Origin of the sequence: Kitasatospora sp. DSM 101779 (assembly GCF_025655475.1) — a bacterium.
Taxonomy (GTDB): domain Bacteria; phylum Actinomycetota; class Actinomycetes; order Streptomycetales; family Streptomycetaceae; genus Kitasatospora.
In genome coordinates this window covers 203389-220776 of sequence record NZ_JAHTIK010000001.1, presented here as the reverse complement: position 1 = coordinate 220776, position 17388 = coordinate 203389, and the positions used below count along the sequence as shown (strand labels likewise).

15 protein-coding genes and 1 pseudogene are annotated in these 17388 nt (G+C 70.9%); 8 read left to right on the top strand and 8 right to left on the bottom strand.

What is annotated here, in order from left to right; genetic code table 11:
- The first annotated feature begins 167 nt into the window (after nucleotides 1–167).
- Nucleotides 168–377, top strand: a complete 210-nt coding sequence (locus tag KSNIM_RS00955) for a hypothetical protein (protein WP_263101269.1) — start codon at nucleotides 168–170, stop codon at nucleotides 375–377.
- Nucleotides 378–548: 171 nt separating this feature from the next.
- On the opposite strand, the gene KSNIM_RS00950 is transcribed toward KSNIM_RS00955, so the two are convergent.
- Nucleotides 549–1472, bottom strand: coding sequence for a zinc-binding alcohol dehydrogenase family protein (locus tag KSNIM_RS00950; RefSeq protein ID WP_263101268.1), 924 nt, complete (start codon nucleotides 1470–1472; stop codon nucleotides 549–551).
- A 111-nt stretch (nucleotides 1473–1583) separates the two neighbouring features.
- On the opposite strand from KSNIM_RS00950, the gene KSNIM_RS00945 reads away from it, so the two are divergent.
- Nucleotides 1584–2078, top strand: coding sequence for a MarR family winged helix-turn-helix transcriptional regulator (locus tag KSNIM_RS00945; protein ID WP_263101267.1), 495 nt, complete (start codon nucleotides 1584–1586; stop codon nucleotides 2076–2078).
- A gap of 594 nt (nucleotides 2079–2672) precedes the next feature.
- Here KSNIM_RS00945 and KSNIM_RS00940 read toward each other — a convergent pair.
- Nucleotides 2673–3119, bottom strand: coding sequence for a MarR family winged helix-turn-helix transcriptional regulator (locus KSNIM_RS00940; RefSeq protein ID WP_263101266.1), 447 nt, complete (start codon nucleotides 3117–3119; stop codon nucleotides 2673–2675).
- 110 nt (nucleotides 3120–3229) lie between these two features.
- On the opposite strand from KSNIM_RS00940, the gene KSNIM_RS00935 reads away from it, so the two are divergent.
- The 3 genes from KSNIM_RS00935 to KSNIM_RS00925 all read left to right on the top strand — a co-directional run bounded on the left by KSNIM_RS00935 (nucleotide 3230) and on the right by KSNIM_RS00925 (nucleotide 5940).
- Nucleotides 3230–4159 (top strand): alpha/beta hydrolase, encoded by a 930-nt coding sequence (locus tag KSNIM_RS00935; protein ID WP_263101265.1) that lies wholly within the window; start codon nucleotides 3230–3232, stop codon nucleotides 4157–4159.
- Nucleotides 4160–4358: 199 nt separating this feature from the next.
- Complete coding sequence (locus KSNIM_RS00930; protein WP_263101264.1) at nucleotides 4359–5153, top strand: hypothetical protein; 795 nt, start codon at nucleotides 4359–4361, stop codon at nucleotides 5151–5153.
- 127 nt (nucleotides 5154–5280) lie between these two features.
- Entirely contained in the window at nucleotides 5281–5940 is a 660-nt protein-coding gene (locus KSNIM_RS00925) for an RICIN domain-containing protein (protein WP_263101263.1), read from the top strand.
- Nucleotides 5941–6112: 172 nt separating this feature from the next.
- On the opposite strand, the gene KSNIM_RS00920 is transcribed toward KSNIM_RS00925, so the two are convergent.
- The 3 genes from KSNIM_RS00920 to KSNIM_RS00910 all read right to left on the bottom strand — a co-directional run bounded on the left by KSNIM_RS00920 (nucleotide 6113) and on the right by KSNIM_RS00910 (nucleotide 11179).
- On the bottom strand, nucleotides 6113–7075 hold the full coding sequence (locus tag KSNIM_RS00920; RefSeq protein ID WP_263101262.1) for a WGR domain-containing protein: 963 nt from the start codon (nucleotides 7073–7075) through the stop codon (nucleotides 6113–6115).
- An 807-nt stretch (nucleotides 7076–7882) separates the two neighbouring features.
- Entirely contained in the window at nucleotides 7883–8737 is an 855-nt protein-coding gene (locus tag KSNIM_RS00915) for a glycoside hydrolase family 16 protein (RefSeq protein ID WP_263101261.1), read from the bottom strand.
- A gap of 1581 nt (nucleotides 8738–10318) precedes the next feature.
- Nucleotides 10319–11179: an SDR family oxidoreductase gene (locus KSNIM_RS00910; protein WP_263101260.1), complete on the bottom strand. Its 861-nt coding sequence runs from the start codon at nucleotides 11177–11179 to the stop codon at nucleotides 10319–10321.
- 150 nt (nucleotides 11180–11329) lie between these two features.
- Here KSNIM_RS00910 and KSNIM_RS00905 point away from each other — a divergent pair, with 150 nt between their 5' ends.
- Nucleotides 11330–11734, top strand: a complete 405-nt coding sequence (locus KSNIM_RS00905; protein WP_263101259.1) for a winged helix-turn-helix transcriptional regulator — start codon at nucleotides 11330–11332, stop codon at nucleotides 11732–11734.
- A gap of 71 nt (nucleotides 11735–11805) precedes the next feature.
- Here KSNIM_RS00905 and KSNIM_RS00900 read toward each other — a convergent pair.
- Nucleotides 11806–12425 (bottom strand): annotated as a pseudogene (locus tag KSNIM_RS00900) (transposase); the annotation flags it as partial.
- A gap of 113 nt (nucleotides 12426–12538) precedes the next feature.
- Entirely contained in the window at nucleotides 12539–13414 is an 876-nt protein-coding gene (locus KSNIM_RS00895) for a helix-turn-helix transcriptional regulator (RefSeq protein ID WP_263101258.1), read from the bottom strand.
- A gap of 189 nt (nucleotides 13415–13603) precedes the next feature.
- On the opposite strand from KSNIM_RS00895, the gene KSNIM_RS00890 reads away from it, so the two are divergent.
- Both KSNIM_RS00890 and KSNIM_RS00885 read left to right on the top strand, forming a co-directional pair.
- The gene (locus KSNIM_RS00890; protein WP_263101257.1) at nucleotides 13604–14371 is read left to right on the top strand and encodes an SDR family oxidoreductase; all 768 of its coding nucleotides are present in this window, start codon (nucleotides 13604–13606) and stop codon (nucleotides 14369–14371) included.
- Nucleotides 14372–14883: 512 nt separating this feature from the next.
- Complete coding sequence (locus KSNIM_RS00885; protein ID WP_263101256.1) at nucleotides 14884–15687, top strand: alpha/beta fold hydrolase; 804 nt, start codon at nucleotides 14884–14886, stop codon at nucleotides 15685–15687.
- A 292-nt stretch (nucleotides 15688–15979) separates the two neighbouring features.
- On the opposite strand, the gene KSNIM_RS00880 is transcribed toward KSNIM_RS00885, so the two are convergent.
- On the bottom strand, nucleotides 15980–16276 hold the full coding sequence (locus tag KSNIM_RS00880; RefSeq protein ID WP_263101255.1) for a hypothetical protein: 297 nt from the start codon (nucleotides 16274–16276) through the stop codon (nucleotides 15980–15982).
- Nucleotides 16277–17388: the final 1112 nt, after the last annotated feature.

Below are 17388 nucleotides of genomic sequence, written 5' to 3'. Positions count from 1 at the left end.
AGGTGGATGCGGGGCCGGGTGTGGGGTGGGGATGGGCGGGCGCGCATCTGGTCCCGGCCGGCCCTGCGCCGGCCGGGACCGCGGCGGCGCCCAGCCGGCCATGCGGGCGGTCTTGACGCCGGCCAGGCCACGCGGTGCCATGGAGCGGGCCGAGGAGGGGGAGCAGAGTGCTCGATGAGGACAACGATGCCGAGGACCGCGCCGATGACAGAGACGGCGACCGAACTGATCGCCCGCCGCGCCCGTACCGCCCCGGCCCCGAGGACACCTTCTGGCTGGTCCTGCTCGCGCTGATCGTGGTGGTCTGCGGCCTGATCGGCTTCCTGTCCCACGGGGACCCCGGTCCTGGAGGCCAGAACATCACGGGATGGCACTGAGAAACGTTTCGCGGCGCCACCTCGGAGCACCACCTGCGCCGAATGTTCTCCGCGCTCGCGGGCGTGCCGCTGTCGCAGTGCGGGTGGTTCGGCCGGCCTTTCGCGCCGCTGAAGCGAAGGCCGGGAGAGGTCCTGGCCGCTCGAGCCGTCACGGGATCTGTCGGACAGCTCCTACGGGACGAGCACGACCTTGCCGAGGTTGCGGCGGGACTCGACGATCTCGTGGGCGCGGGCGGCCTCCGCGAGCGGTATCTCGGCGTGGACGCTGGTGCGGAGCACGCCCTCGCGGTGGAGCTCCCACAGCTCGCCGAGCCAACGGGCGTACAGCTCGGGCTGGTTCCGGGCGATGGCCGCCATCTGGAAGCCGATCACCGAGGCGCTGCGTACGAGCAGTTCAAAGGCGTCGACCGTGCCGCCGCCGGAGCTGAAGGCGACCAGCCGCCCGCCGGGGGCGAGGGCGCGTACGGCCGGCCCGAGGAGGTCGCCACCGACGCCGTCGAGGACCACGTCGACCGGCTCGCCCCAGGTGTCGTCCGCATAGAGAACGACCTCGTCGGCGCCCATCGCCCGAACGAAGTCCGCCTTGCCCGCGCTGCTGACGGCCGCGACCACGCGGGAGGCCCCGCCGGCCTTGGCGTACTGCAGCGCGAGGGTGCCGACCGCGCTGGCCGCCGCCGTCACCAGCACGGAGTCGCCCGGAGCGGGGCGGCCCGCCTCGTAGGCCCCGCGCGCCACCAGGCCGCTGCGGACCAGTGCGATCGCGTCGGCGGCGCCGGCCCGGTCGGGGACGTGCGAGGCGAATGCCTGGTGCACCAGGGCCAGTTCGGCGTACGAGTGGGAGAAGCAGATGCCGGTGACGCGGTCACCCGGCGCAAACCCGGTGACACCTTCGCCGACGGCGGCGACCGTGCCCGCCACCTCGCCGCCGAGGACGCCGGGCCCATTGCCCTCGCGAACCTTCCGGACAGTGGGGAGCGAGATTCCGATCGCCTCTGTCCGGACGAGCAGCTCCCCGGTGCCCGGTTCGGGAGCGGGGGTCTCCTCGACGAAGAGGACCTCGGGACCACCGTTGACCTCGTAGCGGACGCGACGCATGGACACACCTCCGGAGTGCGGAACAGAATTCATTGGGATCCCCAATGAATTGGCGGCAGCCTACGGGGAGATTCGTGGGGATGTCCAACGATTACCCGCTAGCCTTGCGCCATGACGCCCCCTGAGCCCTTCCGAGCCCTGGAGCACATCCAGTCCCTGCCGAGCTGGCTGGTCGGCCGGGTGGCGGCCCGCGGCCGCAGCCTGGTCGCCGAGGCGATCGCCGGGGAAGGACTGAAGCTGCCGCACCACGCCGTACTCGCGGCCGTGTTCGAGTACGGTCCGGTCGCCCAGGCCGATCTGGTGCGCCGACTGTCCATCGACGCCAAGGACCTGGTCGGCTTCCTCAACCACCTGGAGGGCGCCGGGTTGCTGGTCCGCGAACCCGATCCGCGTGACCGGCGCAAGAACGCCGTGACGGTGACGACGAAGGGGACCCGAACCCTGCGACGCTGCGCCGAGCTGGGCGAACGCGCCAACGAGGAGCTGCTGTCCCCTCTCGATGCGGCCGAACGCCAGGCGCTGATCGCCCTGCTGACGAAGCTTCACCAGGTGCCGAGCCCGGACGCGGACCACGCCCAGCCGGACGCGGCCCGGCAGGAAGACTGAGATCGGGACCTGCGTGCCCTGCGCGGCAGCGTCGACGCCGGCCTGCCGATCCCCGTACCCCGCCGCGACCCGACCGCCCGGCCCCATGCCCGCGGACCTCCGCTCCCGCCTACCCGCGGACAACCCCGCGGGCCGCGAAACCGCTCCACGGCATGGCAGAACAGTGCCTGATCCACGCAGTGCGATCCGGCCCGGTGGGCCGGCCGGCCGGACCGCGACCGCTCCCTGCCGCGGCCCCTCGCACCGCGCGACACCCGGTCCGAGCTCCCTCCGGCACCCGCTGCGCCGGACGAGGTGCGGGCGGAGCGGTGCTCCCCGCATGGCGGCCCCGCGACCTGGAGTCGGCCACAGGCGTCAGGGGAGATGGAGGGTCTGTCCGGCGAGGATGAGGTCGGGATTGTCGCCGATGGCGCCGTGGTCGGCCCGGGACAGGGCGGCCGGCCGCCCGCCACCTGCTGGCCTGGCCGCGACGTGTGAAGCCGCGGGCTCATGCCTGCCGGGGCGGGGGGCGCTGAATTCCTGATGTCGGCCTTGTGAGGCCGAGCAGTGTCGTTCGACTCTGGGGGTCGGATGCCGTTCGCGGGTCATGTCCCCTCATCCCGGGCTGCCGTGGCTGCTCGCCTCGAGTGTTGCGCGAAGGGCGGCCAGGGTCGAGGCGATGCGGGCCAGGTCGTCAGGGGGGACCGCCGCGGTCAGTGCGACGAGCTCGCTTTCGACAATGGGGCGGGAAGCGGACAACTGCTCCTCACCCGCGGAGGTGAGGCGGAGGACGGACGAGCGGCGGTCCTGGGGGTGTGGGACCCGCAGGCACCAGCCCGCGGCCACCAGCCGGTCGACCGCCTTGCTGACGGCCCCCACGGTGATCGCCAGTTCGCCGACGATGTCGAGCACACGGCACCCCGGCACGCGGTCGATGATCTCCAGGAGCTCGAACTGCCCCAGCCCCAGTCCTTGTTCGGCGCGCAACCGGACGCTCACGGCGTTGTAGAGCCGGGTCTCGACGCGGACCAGATCGGCGAAGATCGGAGTGATGTGGCTCACATTGGGCCTTCCAGTAGATTCCCAGGAATCATCTTCCTCGGAATCCGGTTGGGGTCTGGCAGATGGATTCCAAGGAATCCATCCTCGCACCCGACCCATGGAGGCCCCACATGTCCCGACAGCAGCGCGACGCCCTGGACGCCATACTCCGTTCCGCCCCACGCAGCGAGACGCGTCCCACTCCCGAGGAGCAGCGCAGCGGCTTCGCCGCGGCCCTCACCCGCCCCGCGCCGGCGGACGTGGCCACCCGCAGGTCCGTCCTGGGCGGGCGACCGACCCTGGAGCTGGAACCGGCCGGAGCCTCCGGCCGCGGCCGACTGCTCTACCTGCACGGCGGCGGCTACGTCATCGGCTCGCCGGACACCCACGCGGGGCTGGTCGGTGAACTGGCCCGCCGCGCCGGGCTGTGCGCGACGTCGGTGGACTACCGGCTGGCGCCCGAGCACCCTTTTCCCGCGGCCGTCGACGACGGGCTCGCGGCCTACCGCGAGCTGCTGGCGGCGGGCACCGACCCACGGGACCTCGTCCTGGCCGGTGACTCCGCCGGTGGCGGATTGAGCATCGCCACGCTGCTCGCCGCCAGGGAGGCCGGACTGCCGCAACCGGCCGCCGTGGTCGTCTTCTCTCCTTGGGCCGACCTCACCCTCGCTGGAGGAAGCATCCGTTCCAAGGAGAGCGCCGACCCCATTTTCACCGAGGCCGACCTGCGCGCCTACGCCGATCTCTACGTGGGCGCAGGCGACAGGGCGCATCCCCTGGCCAGCCCGGTGTTCGCCGACCTCACCGGACTGCCCCCACTCCTCGTGCAGGTCGGTGCGAACGAGGTGCTCCTCGACGACGCGGTCCGGCTGGCCGGCCGTGCGGGTGCCGACGGCGTCGAGGTCACGCTCGAAGTCGGCCCCGGCCTCCCGCACGTCTTCCAGCACCACTACGGCCGCCTCGACGAGGCGGACGCCGCACTCGACCGCGCTGCCCGCTTCCTCGCCGCCCAGCTGAACGCCGGCCGCCCGGGCGCCGACCATCTCGAACCGGTCCGCTGACACCGACCCGGCGGGCTCCACGTGATGTCGGCGACGGCCACGGGAACACCCTCGCCGACATCACGGGTTCAGAGGACTGGACGGCAGCCCGAACCTTTGCTCGCGGACCCGGACCCGGACCCGGACCCGGAGCCGGCAGTGCGGCGGGCAGCGGTTCCCCCTGGCGGGCGGCGTCGCCCGGCTGCTGGAGCGGTGGCGGGTGGAGACGGACCCGTCGGTACGGTTGTCCGTGCTGCCGGCCCTCGGTGAGGCCGCAGCCGACCCACGGACCGACCAGGATGCCGCCACAGCGGCACGAGCGGTCCTTGCGGACGTGCTGTGTGGGGACGATGCGGTGATGTGGGTCGCCGCTGTCTATGCTTCGGCCGGTCCCGAACCCGATTCCGCTGTGCGTCATCTGGATCGATTGGTCGAGGTGTTCTCCGATGCTGCGGTGCGGCCACGATTCGAGGACGTGTGGTTCGTTCCGGACGTCGAGGGACCCTGCAGTCGCGAGATCGTGCTCTGGCGGGTCGCCCGCCTGTTCGAGCATGCCCCGGCGTCGCAGCTCTCCCTTCTCACGCGGGTGATCGAGGCAGGGAGGCGGACCGGGGACGCCCTGCTGTGCAGGGAGGCGATGGATCCCGCGTGGCGACTCCTCGTTGACCGGCCTTCTGTGGGCGGCGTGTTGCTGTCGCTGGCGGGCGAACTGCTCGATGATCCGGACGGGGCGGTCCGCCTTCGGGCTGTGAACATGCTCGCAGCGCCCCAGGCTGGGACGGAGCTGCGACACCTGACCCGAGCAGGCCAGGAGCCGTGGGCCCTGCCGGTTGGCTGTTCGGCCTCGAGCCGGCGGACCATCACGCCGATCATCGCCCAGCGGATCACCGTCTCCGAGTGTGCGGGGAGTCTCCGCCGACCAAGGTGCGCTGCCCGACAGCACCTGAGTCCCATCACGACGCCTACGAGCGTCCTCGCGGGCCGACCGACCGTCGCCGCGGCCGGACTGTCGTGAACATGGCTAATTTGTGGGTGTTGGATGGATGCCCGGCGGGGGTTGGGTGGGTGCTGGCCGGGCGGGGGAGCGTGGCATCGGCACTCCCGGCCGGCACGCCCTGGCAGCCCATCCGACAGGAGTCGCCTTGAGGATCGACGTGCATGTACCCGGTCGTCTCGCACGGGCCGCGGTGGCGGTGCTCACCGTCGCGGCGTTCGCCTTCACCGCCGCTGGCACCGCCGCGGCGCACCCGGCCGCCCAAGTGGGTGGCACCGTCCAGGACGCCCTGCGGGGATCCACCTCACTCTCCCCGGAGCAGCTGCAAGCCCTGCTTTCGGCTGGTGGTGGCGACAAGGCCGTCCGGAGCCTCGGCTTCAACGGGGCCTACGACCACATCGTCAACAACAACAGCGGCCAGTGCCTGGCCGTCCCGGGCGGCAGCACCGCTGCCGGCACCGGGCTGATCCAGTGGCCGTGCGGCAGCTGGAACGACCACTACTGGTCCGCCTACTACCAGTTCAAGGACTCCATCGGCGTCTACTGGTACCACGTCCAGAACTACAACAGCCAGCAGTGCCTGGCCGTCCCCGGCGCCAGCACAGTGGCCGGCACCCAGGTCATCCAGTGGCCCTGCGGCACCTGGAGCGACCACTACTGGGCCTTCGTGCTGGACTCCACCAACCGGCTCCACATCGTGAACCACAACAGTGGCCAGTGCCTGGCCGTCCCCGGCGCAAGCACCACCGCCGGCGAGAAGATCATCCAGTGGCCGTGCGGCACCTGGAACGACCACTACTGGCACTGATCGCCCGATGGACGCGGTCAGCCCGTGGATCCCTGGCTGAGGAGCTGCGGTGGGCCTTCGGCATGGAGAGTCGTTCACTTCCGGCTACTGCCGTGACCGAGAGGTTCACCGCTGCGGCTTGTTGACGTTGGGAAGCCCAGGGACTGCGGCCGACGGCAGCCAGGCCGTTTCTTCAGTCGATCAGAAGGGACAACACGTCAGTGAAGGACATGGTCGTGTCGGGTTGCAGGCACGCGGTCTCGCCTCGGAAGGACCGCACCTCCAGCCAGCTCTGTGGCGATGCCGTCGGCAGTACGTCCAGGAGCTTCTGGACGTCGCTCGGCCGATAGATCTTGAACTTCGGTGACGGTCGATATAACGACGGCTGGATGTCGAAGCGCAGGTCAACGGCGGGATATGGCGATCGTCCCCAGTCGCTGTAGGGCAGCGAGGCGTGACCGTGGATGCGGGCGTCAACCAGCACCTCCGGATCCTCGTCCCCGATCTCGCAGTTGAAAATGGGGAAGGCTGTCGCGACCCGCGCTGCCGCTGCCGGATACGCGGCGCAGGCCCGGCCCAGCGCCGGCGAGCAGAACAGCGCGTGGTCGAAGGACCCGACCGGACTCGGCAATGCCACCTTGTGGTGGGACCGGCCGTCGAAGGCGAGGTCACGCCTGGAGCAGAGGAAGTCCAGGAACCCGGCAACCACCGCGTCCTGGTGGCTGCCGGCTCGCACTGCGAAGCGGACCGCGCTGCGACCCTGCTCGCGCAGCACGTAGTACTCGAAGAAGCCCATCGGGTGGTCGGGCGTGCGCGCGCAGCGAAAGACCTGGTCGAAACCGTCGACCGGCAGGAACTCCGGCACCGGCGCGTAGGTGCCGGCGGCCCTGGTGATGACGTCCAGCACCGGTGTCCCGGCCTCGGCTTCTGCGGGATCGCAAGGAGACTCCACCTCGGTGAAGCCCTTGCGAAGACGATCGTTGATCTTGCGTACTGCGTGGCGCCGCGCTTGTTCCTCGTCGTCGAGGATTGTTGTGCTCGCCTTGCCGGGGGTTCGGTCGGAGCCCCAGCGGAGGAAGCAGCGGATGCCTTCCTGACGGATCTCCCAGTATTCGAGCGTTGCCTCTTGCCGCTCGAACCGCCGCCATCTGGTCATCCGGCCTCCCGTGCCGCCTGCGGTGGGTCTGCGTCAGGACCGCACGCGGGTGACCCTATCGCTCGCCTGCGAGTTCGCCTTCACCGATGGTCGGGAGGATGCAGCTGCTGGTAGCGGGTGCACTTCAGGTGGAGCCTGTGCTCAGCGGCGCTGTACGGGAGACGGAGGCGCGAGGGCGAGGCCGGCAGCGCTGCGAGCGGTGGGGGGACCGGGCGCTTCGGGGTCGAAGCCCGGACGTCGCCCGGCTGGGCAGTGGTTGGGCTGTCCTGCGTAGGAGTTGCGCAGGGTGTCGGCTACGACAATCGAGCCGGGCCGGGGCTTGGTTGTCGATCAGCTTCGAGGTGTCGGGGGCCGGCACTGAGTGGGGTCGGCGACCCGGCTTGGTGGGGTGTGCCGGGCCGGGTCGCCGTGGTGTTCTGTCGGTGGGTCAGTTGGCGAGGCCCAAGTCGCCGGCGGCAGGGCGGCGATCTTGTCGACGCCGGTGAGGGCGGTGAGGCGGTGAGGGCGGTCACTGGTGTGCTGCCGGCGGTGGTGGTGCCGTTGCCGAGTCGGTCGGAGCCGTTGGCGCCCCAGGAGCGGACGGTGTTGTCGCTGAGGAGGGCGACAGTGCGCTCGCGGCCGCCGGCCGCCCATTGGATGCCGGTAGTGCCGGGACGGGTGTGGGCAACTCGGGGCCGCATCGCACCGGATGGCGCTGCGGCCGGCCGGACCGTGCCCGCCGAGGTATTCGCCGTCCCGTGTCCGGCGTGCCCCGTTGAGGCCGGGACCCATCGTGCATGTCCGTCCTGAGGTTCACGGAATTGTCCGTCACTTGGTCCAGTGCCTTACGTAGTCCACCTGGAGGTCGGCGGGTACACGGATGGATGACCAGGTCGCGACGGCATTGTCGAGGACGGGATACTGGCCGTTCACCCCCGTCCAGGGCATCGAGCCGACCTTCCGCCCGTCGTAGTACACATCGACGCGCTGTCCGGCAACCCACTCCGCGCCGAACGTGTGCCATCCGGTGGTCGGCGCCACGCATCCCGCCGGCGCCTGATCGTTCGGTTGAGGATGCACGGACCAGCAGCTGCCGGATGTGTTCAGGCCCTCCCATATGTCGATCTCACCCACCGCCGGCCAGGCGACCAGCCAAAAGGCGGGGAAGTTCGCGACGCGCCCATTAAGGGCCGCGGGAACGTTGATTCGCGCCTCGAAAGCTCCTGACGTGAACGTCGCCTTGGCGGAGACGCTGCCTGACACGTACGGACGCGTTTCAGCCCCGTCGGCGCAGGTGTCGGTGCGGTGTTCCAAGACCAGGTGCAGCGATCCGTTCGACACCCGGGCCTGATTGAAGTCGTAGCAATTGATCGCCCCGCCCGGCGCATGACCGGCGACGTTCCACTTGGTCAGGTCGACCTGTGTTCCAGAGAATTCGTCGGACCAGTCGAGTGACCAAACCCCCGGAATTCCCCTCGGGGTGGGGTCAACTTTCTGGCTTGCTTCCAGCGGTAGCGTCAGTGAAACCATCGCGATTGTCGCGATCGAATATGTCACAATCTTCATCGCGCTGCCATGCCAATCGATCGTCTCGGGCGGTCGCTGTGTTGCTGAAACCTTCCTGCGCAGTACCTCGGTGGCGCAAAGCGGTGGTGGAATTGGATCCGGGGTGATTGATGCCATGGACTGCGGAATTCAGGTCTCCGCACGGCCGTTCAATGCACCGAACCGGCAACGGTGTGAGCTCCCGCCGGGGACGGGCGGGGCTCGGGCGAGTGAGGTATCCGTGCGCGGGGGTACCGATCTCCGCCGTGAGCGGGCCGAAGAATCTTCCACGGCGGCGTCGTCGCGGACCTGGTCCGCCCTCATGGACAGTCGCATCCCCAACGTCGCCATCTCCTTTCGGAATTCGTTCGATGCGCACTCGCTGGCGTGGTCGGAGTGCATGGCGCGGCCTCGCGGGTGGGCCGACTCCAGCACGGTGGCGGGGTACAGCCATCCCTCCATGCGGGCAGGTACGGGATCGCTCGCATCAACGGGCGACGCCCTGATGCCGTGCCGGTGCTCGGCGTTCTCCACCGTCGCGGCAGCCGAACCGGATGCCGCGACGGCGTGGCACGGCACGGCTCTGCGGAGTCCGTGAGCGCCGCGGGAGACGGTGTGGATCTCGTTGATCTCGGCCAACAGATCCTCCTCCTGTCCCTCGCGGGCCCCAGCGGCAGGGCCGGCGGCCGGCCGGACGTAGTAGGTCGCGCGGGGCGAGCTGAGCACCCGGCACAGTGGGGCGACCGGCTATGCGCCGGGGTTGACGGCGAAAGCTGTCTCCATGCCCGACGGTTCGGGTCGACAGCAGGGGCGGCAGTGCTGGGAGCGCTACCGCGTGGCCGGAACCTGGAAACTGCCCGGCAGTTCCCACTTCAGACCCTCATCCGGTCGCCCGACGCTGTCAACTCGTCTGCGGCGGTGGGATGAAGACCGGTGCCGACAGTTGCGTGCCGCGCTCCCGATACCGGTCGAAACGCGCCGCATTCCTCTGCGTTGCGCCGCGCTTCTCGGGACAGCCGCTCTCGAAGCTCCTCGTATTGTGCAGACTTGCATCGTTCGGGGATCTTGCGCGAGCGCTCTCCACGTACGGACGCGGACGTGTGGCGTTGGCGGACCAGGGCGGGCGGAGGAGACACCAAGCCGGTCGTCACCCCAGGTCGAGACGACTCTTCAACGGTGGTTGGACTCCTGAGTCTGCGGCGAATCGTGCTCACGAACAGGTCGGGCGGTTCCCGCCCCGGTGACCCTCGGCCACCGACGGACCGCCGGAGAATGAAGGTGATGAACCAACAGGCCGCGCCGGTGCTCGGAGTTCTCCACCGTCGCGGCAACCGGACCGGATGCCGCGACGGTGTGGCACGGCCGAACTGCTCGTCGCCCTCGGCCGGGTGGGCCTCGCCGCTGCCCTCGTCGACGCCCGTGCGCTGGATGCCGCGGGTGACTCCTGGCCCCCGCGTTCCCCTTCGACCCGTCCCTGACCTCACGTCACTCGTCGGGGCCGTGGCGACTGCAGCTATCGGTGCACCCGGGTTCCGAGTGCAGGGCCTCGGTGATCTCATGGAGGAGCTGCGCCTGGTGACGAGAGGTGAAACGGTGTGGGCCGGGGGAGGCCCCACCCAAATAAAAGACCGCGAAGAGGCGGAGCGCAGCGCGGTCCGCCTCCTCGTCCGCCCGGGTGGGCGGGTGACGGGCGAGGTCCTTGCGTGTGGTCGACCTGGGCTAGAACGGCGCGACCGCGAGTGCCTCGGCCAGAGTCACGGGCGGGCGGCCGATCAGGCGGCGCAAGTCGCCGGAATCGGTGTACATCTCGCCGCGGCCCAGGCCGAGGTCGGCGTCGGCGAGTACCTCCGCCAACTCGGCGGGCAGGCCTGCGGCGGCCAGTACCTGGGCGAACTCGGTCACCGGGAGGTCGGCGTAGGCAACCTGCTTCCCGGCCGCAGCGGAGATCGCGGCGGCGAGCTCGGTCAGCGTGAAGGATTCGTCGCCTCCGAGCTCGTACACGGCGCCGGTGTGGCCCTCGCCGGTGAGGACGACCGCGGCGGCCTCGGCGTAGTCGGCGCGGGACGCGGCGCTGATCCGCCCCTCGCCCGCGGCGCCGACGACGGCGCCGTTGTGCAGGATCTGCGGCAACTGGCCGGTGTAGTTCTCCAGGTACCAGCCGTTGCGCAGCACCACGCTGGGGATTTCGCGGTCCCGCAGGTACTGCTCGGTCTCGCCGTGCGTGGCGCCGATGACGGTGGTGGCGGTGTCCGCGTGCGTCGTGCTCGTGTACGCCACCATCGACACGCCCGCGGCGGCCGCGGCGTCTAGTGCGCGGCGGTGGTTGGCGACCCGCTCGTGCACGGGGACCGAGGCCGAGATCAGCAGCAGCCTGTCCGCTCCCGCGAAGGCCCCGGTCAGGCTGCCGGTGTCCGCGAAGTCGGCGCGGCGTACCGTGACGCCCCGGTCGGCCAGGTCCTGGATTCCGGCGGTGTCCCGGCCGGTCGCGATGATGTCCGCGGCCGGGACACCGCGCCGCAGCAGCGCTTCGACGGTGAGCCTGCCCAGCTGGCCGGTGGCTCCGGTGACGACGATCGACATGATGGTCCTTCCCTTCCGCACGTGCCTCGTGCGCCTGCCGCGGTTCGTTCGCGGCGGGACGGAACTCAGCTTGAGCTGCTCACTCTCTCTTGGGAAGTAGCCACTTCTTGGTAGGGTACTTACCTGAGCGAAAGCATTGGGGTGAGCTGTATGGCCGCTGTCGAGAACGTGACCGGGCCCATACCGTCCTTCGATCCGTACGAGCGGGGCTGCCCGTCACGGGACCTGCTCGACCAGATCGGAAGCAAGTGGGCGGTCCTCGTGCTGGGCGAGCTCGGCCGGAACGGGGCCTCCCGGTTCAGCAAGCTCCGGCAGGCGCTGGCGGGTGTGAGCGAGAAGATGCTCACCCAGACGCTGCGCACCCTTGAGCGCGACGGGCTGGTCAGCCGGACGGTTTACCCGGAGGTGCCGCCGCACGTGGAGTACGAGTTGACCGCGCTCGGCAGGACGCTGCGGGAACCGCTGAAGGCGCTCACGGAGTGGTCGGTGCGGCACATCGAGGACGTCATCACCGCCCGCGAGGAGTACGACGGCCGCACCGGGCGCAGCCGGTAGGCAGCGGCGGCCGGCCATTGATCACCTTTGCGGGCCGGCGGCCACGAGCACCGGGTCGGCCACGGCCACCACCCGGCTGGGCGGTGCCGGCGAAGGACCGGCTGCGGGATGACCACGCGGATGTCGCGTTCCCGCAGGTGGAGCGGATCGTACGAGCTGAGCAGGCGCGGTCCGCGATCACCCTGTCGGGCCGGGTGCGTGGTCGTCCCGGGCCGGGGCGGGGAACGCGGATCGCGGACATGACGGTCGTGAACGCCGGTGCGTCGCAGGCCTGTCCGGCGGTCAGGACGAGAGCCCGCGGGCGTGCCCGGGCGCCGCTCGGCAGGTGGACCTCGGTGCTCAGGCCTCCGCGCGAGCGACCGGTGGTGTGGCCGTCCGGCTCGCCGCGGCTCCTATCACCTTCTGCGGGCGCCGGCGGTGTGCTGGTGGGCCCGGCACACGGTCGAGTCCACCGACGCGGTCCAGCCGATGTCGTCGGCTGCATCCGGTGCAGCCGGGACGGCGACGAAGATCCGCTGCCGGTGCCGTCGCCCACGCGCCGCAACAGCCGCTTGGGGGCGGTCTGGAACGGGTCCGGCCCCTCCGGCAGGTCCCGCAGGGGCGAGCGCGTGCGGTACTTCCACGCAATCTCTCCGAGCGTGCGCCGACGGTCGGCCCTCCGCCGCCCACGGACCGGATCGGCCGGCATCATCGGCTCGATCCGGTCCCCCGTCGCCTCACTGATCACCAACCGGACAGACGCATCCGATCAACAGCTCAGCGCATCAAAGAGACACGCCATGGACGCGGGACGGTGGGTGTTCGTCAGGGTGTTTCAGGAAGCGGGCGGTTGTCCGCCGGTCTGCCGTGCGCTGTGTCGGCGGGCTCGCTGTGTGCGAGTGCGGCGAGCAGGCGCAGTTTCTCGTCGCTGTCGCTGCCTCTGTCGGGGTAGTAGATGACGAGGATGACGTCGTCGATGGCGAGCTTGTCGCGGTGGAGACGGAGTTCGCCGACGACGGGGTGGTTCACCGTGGTCGTGCCTCCGTCCAGAGGACGGACGTCGTGGCGGGCCCAGAGGGTGCGGAACCGCTGACTGGACAGGGCGAGTTCGCCGACGAGCTCGACGAACCGGGGGTTGTCGGTGTCGTCCCCGACGGTGGTGCGCAGGGCGGCCACGAAGTCGGCTGTGGCGCTCGCCCAGTCCTGCTGGAAGGCCTGTTCCTCGGGGTCCAGGAGGAGGGAACGCAGCCGGTTCTCGCCGGGCCGCAGGCGGGGGGAGAGGGCGATCGCCATGGGGTTGGAGGCCAGGACGTCGAACGCGCGCCCTTCAACGAACGCGGGAAGCTGAAGGTGTCCGAGCAACTCGTGCACCCGTGCCGGTACGTGCTCGGGCCGCCGGCGGCGCGGCGCTCTCGGGCGTGCCGACGAGAGGCCGAGCAGATACGTCCGCTCGACCTCGTCGAGTCGCAGCACACGCGCGAGGGCGTCGAGGACCTGCGGCGAGGGGTTCTTGTCGCGGCCCCGTTCCAGACGCAAGTAGTAGTCGGGACTGATGCCGGCAAGCAGGGCCACTTCCTCGCGGCGCAGGCCCGGCACGCGCCGGTTCCCGCCGGGCGGGAGTCCCGCCTGCGCCGGAGAGACCAGCTCACGCCGGGCACGTAGGTAGCTGCCGAGCCGGTTGCCGGATTCCTCGTCCTTCATACCGACACCGTAGTGCGGTGCGCGTGTCTCAGAGGGGGCCCTGGCAGGACCAGGGAAGACGGGGGCCGTTCCACACCCGCCGGAAGCCGTCAAGACTGCGATGGCGCTGTTTCGAACGAGGCAGAGAGCATCACTGTCTGCGCCGCCGGCCAGAACGCCGGCGGCGCCCCGGACCGAAGGGAAGATCTCATGGATCTCTCCAACCGCACTGTTCTCATCGTCGGCGGTACCTCTGGAATCGGGCGGGAGCTGGCCCGACGGTTCGCTGCGGCGGGCAGCACCGTGGCCGTCGGCGGCCGCAGCCCGGAGGCACTCTCGGAACTCGCCGAGGAAGGCTTCGGCACGATCGGCATCGACGTCACCGACAGTGCCTCGGTCGCATCCTTCCGTGACGCCGCGCTTGCCCGATACCCGGAGCTGGACACCGTGGTCACGATGTCAGGCGTCATGCTCCTGGAGGACCTGCGCGACCCGGCGCACTTCCAGACGGCAGCAACGACGATCGACACCAACCTGCTCGGCACCATCCGGGTCATCGACGCCTTCACTCCGCACCTGGTCCAGCGGGGCGCCGGCACCTTCATCACCGTCACCTCCGGCATCGCCTTCCTGCCGTTCCCGCCCATGCCCAGCTACGCCGCCTCGAAGGCCGCGGTGCACGCCTACTCCGAGGCACTGCGCGCGCAGCTCGACGGCACCGGCGTCGACGTCGTCGAGCTCGTCCCCCCGGCCGTCGCCACGGCAGGGCAGGAAAAGGTGAATCCGCACGCCCTGCCGCTGGACGACTTCGCCACCGAAGTGATGAACCTGCTGGGGACCGAGCCCACTCCGCGCGAGATCCTCGTCAAGGGCGTCCTGATGCACCGGTGGGCCGAGCGCGACGGCACCTACGACGAACTGGTCGCTCAGCGCTCGCGGGCCCTCGCGATGCTCCCGAGCCGGCAGGGCCGGCGATGACCAACGGGATCGCACTGGCCAACGCCCGAGCACCGGGTGGCCGTTTCCGGCGACCGCTCGTCCGCTGAAGCCCCCGCGGGAGACCGCTCCGGCTGCACCTCACGCGGGGCCCGTCGGTGAACCGGCGCGAGTCCGATGCTCTGCACCAGCCCGTGGCCGACTGCCCGAACGAGGCCCTGGTCGTCACACCGCCGCGTCGGCCGTGCAGGCCCGTACGCCTGCTCGCGTCGCATCGGCTCGGTGCTGCGAGGGACTCCGATTCTGGTAGGCCAGCGGACACGATCGCGGCCGGGGTGACACCGCCACCGCGCTCTCGCCGCCGACAACGCCGCAGCGACGGCCCGGAGCTCCTGGAACCCGCTCCGGGCCCGGCCTGACCGGGTGGCCCGGCCGGTGCGCCGACGTCACGATGAGAGGGGGGACGGCACGAAATCCCTCCCGCGGCGCCGCCCGCTTCGGGCACCGGGGGGGCGCCGGCCCGGCGTGCAGGACGCGTGCGGAGAGGACACCCGATGGATCCGACGGACGTCGCGTGGGACCTGCTCGTCTCGGGGCCGGCCGATGCCCGGCAGACCGTACTGCTGCTCCCCGGTGGTCTGAACCCCGCCCGGTCGTACGCCGAGGTGATGGCGGAGCCGGTGCTCGCCGGGACCCGGCTGGTCGCCGCGACCCTGCCGGGACACTGCGGGACGGAACCACTGGAGGACTTCGCGATCGGTACCGCTGCCCGGCACGCTGCCCGGCTGGCCGACGAGCAGTCCAGCGACGTTGTGGTGGGGTTCAGCATGGGCGCCACGGTCGCGCTCGAGATGGTCGCGACCGGTGCGTTCACCGGTCCGACCGTGTTGCTGGGCATCAGCCTGTCGCCCGCGGACGAACCCGCGTTCTTCCGGGCCGTCTGCCGGCTGGGCGATGTCCTCGGCCCACTGCCCGCTGCCGCCCTGCTGAAGCTCATGGGTCCGGCCTCGAAAGGCATGCGGGTGTCGCCCGAGCGCCGGGCCGAGATGCTCGGCGACCTGCGAAGCAACGATCCGCGTGTGGTGCGCCGGATTCTCCGCGGCTACCTCGACCACCTCGGCGCCCACGCCCGTCCGGCCGCGCGCCTGTGTGCGGCCGGCGTTCCGGTCTGGGTCGTCCACGCGGAGAAGGGCGACGGCGGGCTCACCACCGAGGAGCGGCGCACGTTGGAAGCCTGCCCGCACGCGAAGCTGGTCACGATCCCCGGCACCAGCTACTTCCTCCCCGGCGAGGAGCCGCGGCGGATCGCGGATGTCGTGGTGGAGGCGCTGGCGGTCGCGGGACCGGGCCAACACTGACTCGGCGTCTGCTCCACCTCCCGCATCCGCGCCCCGCCGAGCGCTCGCCCGCGTCGGCTGTCGCCCGGCGGGTCTGCTTCGTCAGCGCCGCGGCCCGTCGCGGCACCGGCCCGTGCGGCGGCGCGGTGCCTCGGCCCTGGTTCCTGCGTACCGGACCGCCATGGGGCCGGGCGTGTGCGGTGCGGCCGCCTGACGGCGGCGTGGCCTCGGGCACCGGTGTCGGTGCCGGGGAGGGCGCCCGGTTCCGGCGCCGGATCGGGGTGGTCCTGCCCGCGGCCTTGTCGGGCAGCCCTTACCTGGTCACGACGGTGTGCACCGGGTAGATCTTCGGGTGCGCGTTCGCGACGCCGAGTTCCTGCAGGATCGGGACGATGATCTCCCCGAACCGGCGGAAGGCTTCCTCGGACTCCCAGACGTCGACGACGAGCCAGCCGTCGGGTGTGGGGGCGGCGGTGTGCGAGATGAGGCCGGGTACGGGCCAGTCGTCGGAGCTCGTGACGGGGCCGCGGCCGCCGGTCACCTTGTCCGCGCTCTGCTCGTACTGGTCCTGGGTCATGCCCGGGATCTCGAAGACTGCGGCGATCGCCATGGTGGGGTCCGTTTCAGCTGGATGCGGTCTGATCCAGTCGAGCACCGTGGCGGTCGGCGCACGCGTCAAGGTGAGCCGAACGGGCGTGGTGGTGTGGCCCTCGCCCTCCGGGCCGGGACGGATGGTACGGGCGGTGGCCTGTGCCACGTTCCGGCCGACGCCTGGCATACCGCCGTCCTGACCCGTGGTGGCGAGGCGCGGGCGGTGACGGCGGGCCAGGGCCGGGACGAGGCCGCGGGTGCGCGGCTGTCCCGTCGGCCTGCAGCGCCCGTGCGCGCCCGGGTGGGCGTCCGGCCCGGATTGCCCGGGGCACCGCCGAAGCCGTCCTTGGCGTCCCGCTGCCCCAGCGCAACACACGCGCCCAGGCCTGGCCCGGCTCGCCGCCGAGGGCCGGCCTGCCACCTACCGCGCCGCACGCCTGGACGCCAGCACCGCGACCGTCGCCCCCGCCCGCAACGGCTCCTGTCGCCGGCGTCTCTACCTCCGTCGATCTGCGCATCTACTGCTTGTGGCTGCTCTTTCGGGCACGAACCCCACCGTCTGGGGCGCCAAGGCGTCGGATGCGCCCGGTCCGGTTGCTGCGGTCTTGGGACCCCCGCCCGGCGGGCTGGCTGGTGCCTGGCTTCCGTCGGGATCGGACCGGGCGTTGGCCGCACCGCCGTGACTCAAGCCCGGCGACACCTTTGGACACTGTCGCCCCTCGCAGACACCCGCTGCCTGGGCTAACGGCCCACATGCCTCCGTGCCCCGGCATCTGGGTCTCCGCTCCTATCGCTGCCGACGCTGCCGCTCGTCCCACCACCCCAACGAGTCGCAGAGTGGGAAGCACCACGTTGTTCCTCGCCAAGCCCTTGTCGGACAGGATTATTGGCCCATCGGACAGGACTGGTGTCCGGGGCTGCCTCCTCCTCCTCCTCCTCCTGCCATCAGGTGAGGTCGTGTCGGGCTTCCTGGGTGTCGGGGTGGTCAGGGTCCAATACCTGAGGGCGTTCGACGAGTAATTCCTCGAATGCGGCCGCAGCGCTTGCCGGAGCCCCCGCGTGGCCTCGCCATCGGGCGAGCTCGTGTCGGGTGGCTAGCGTGTGTGGGTGGTCGCGGCCCAGCACCCGCAG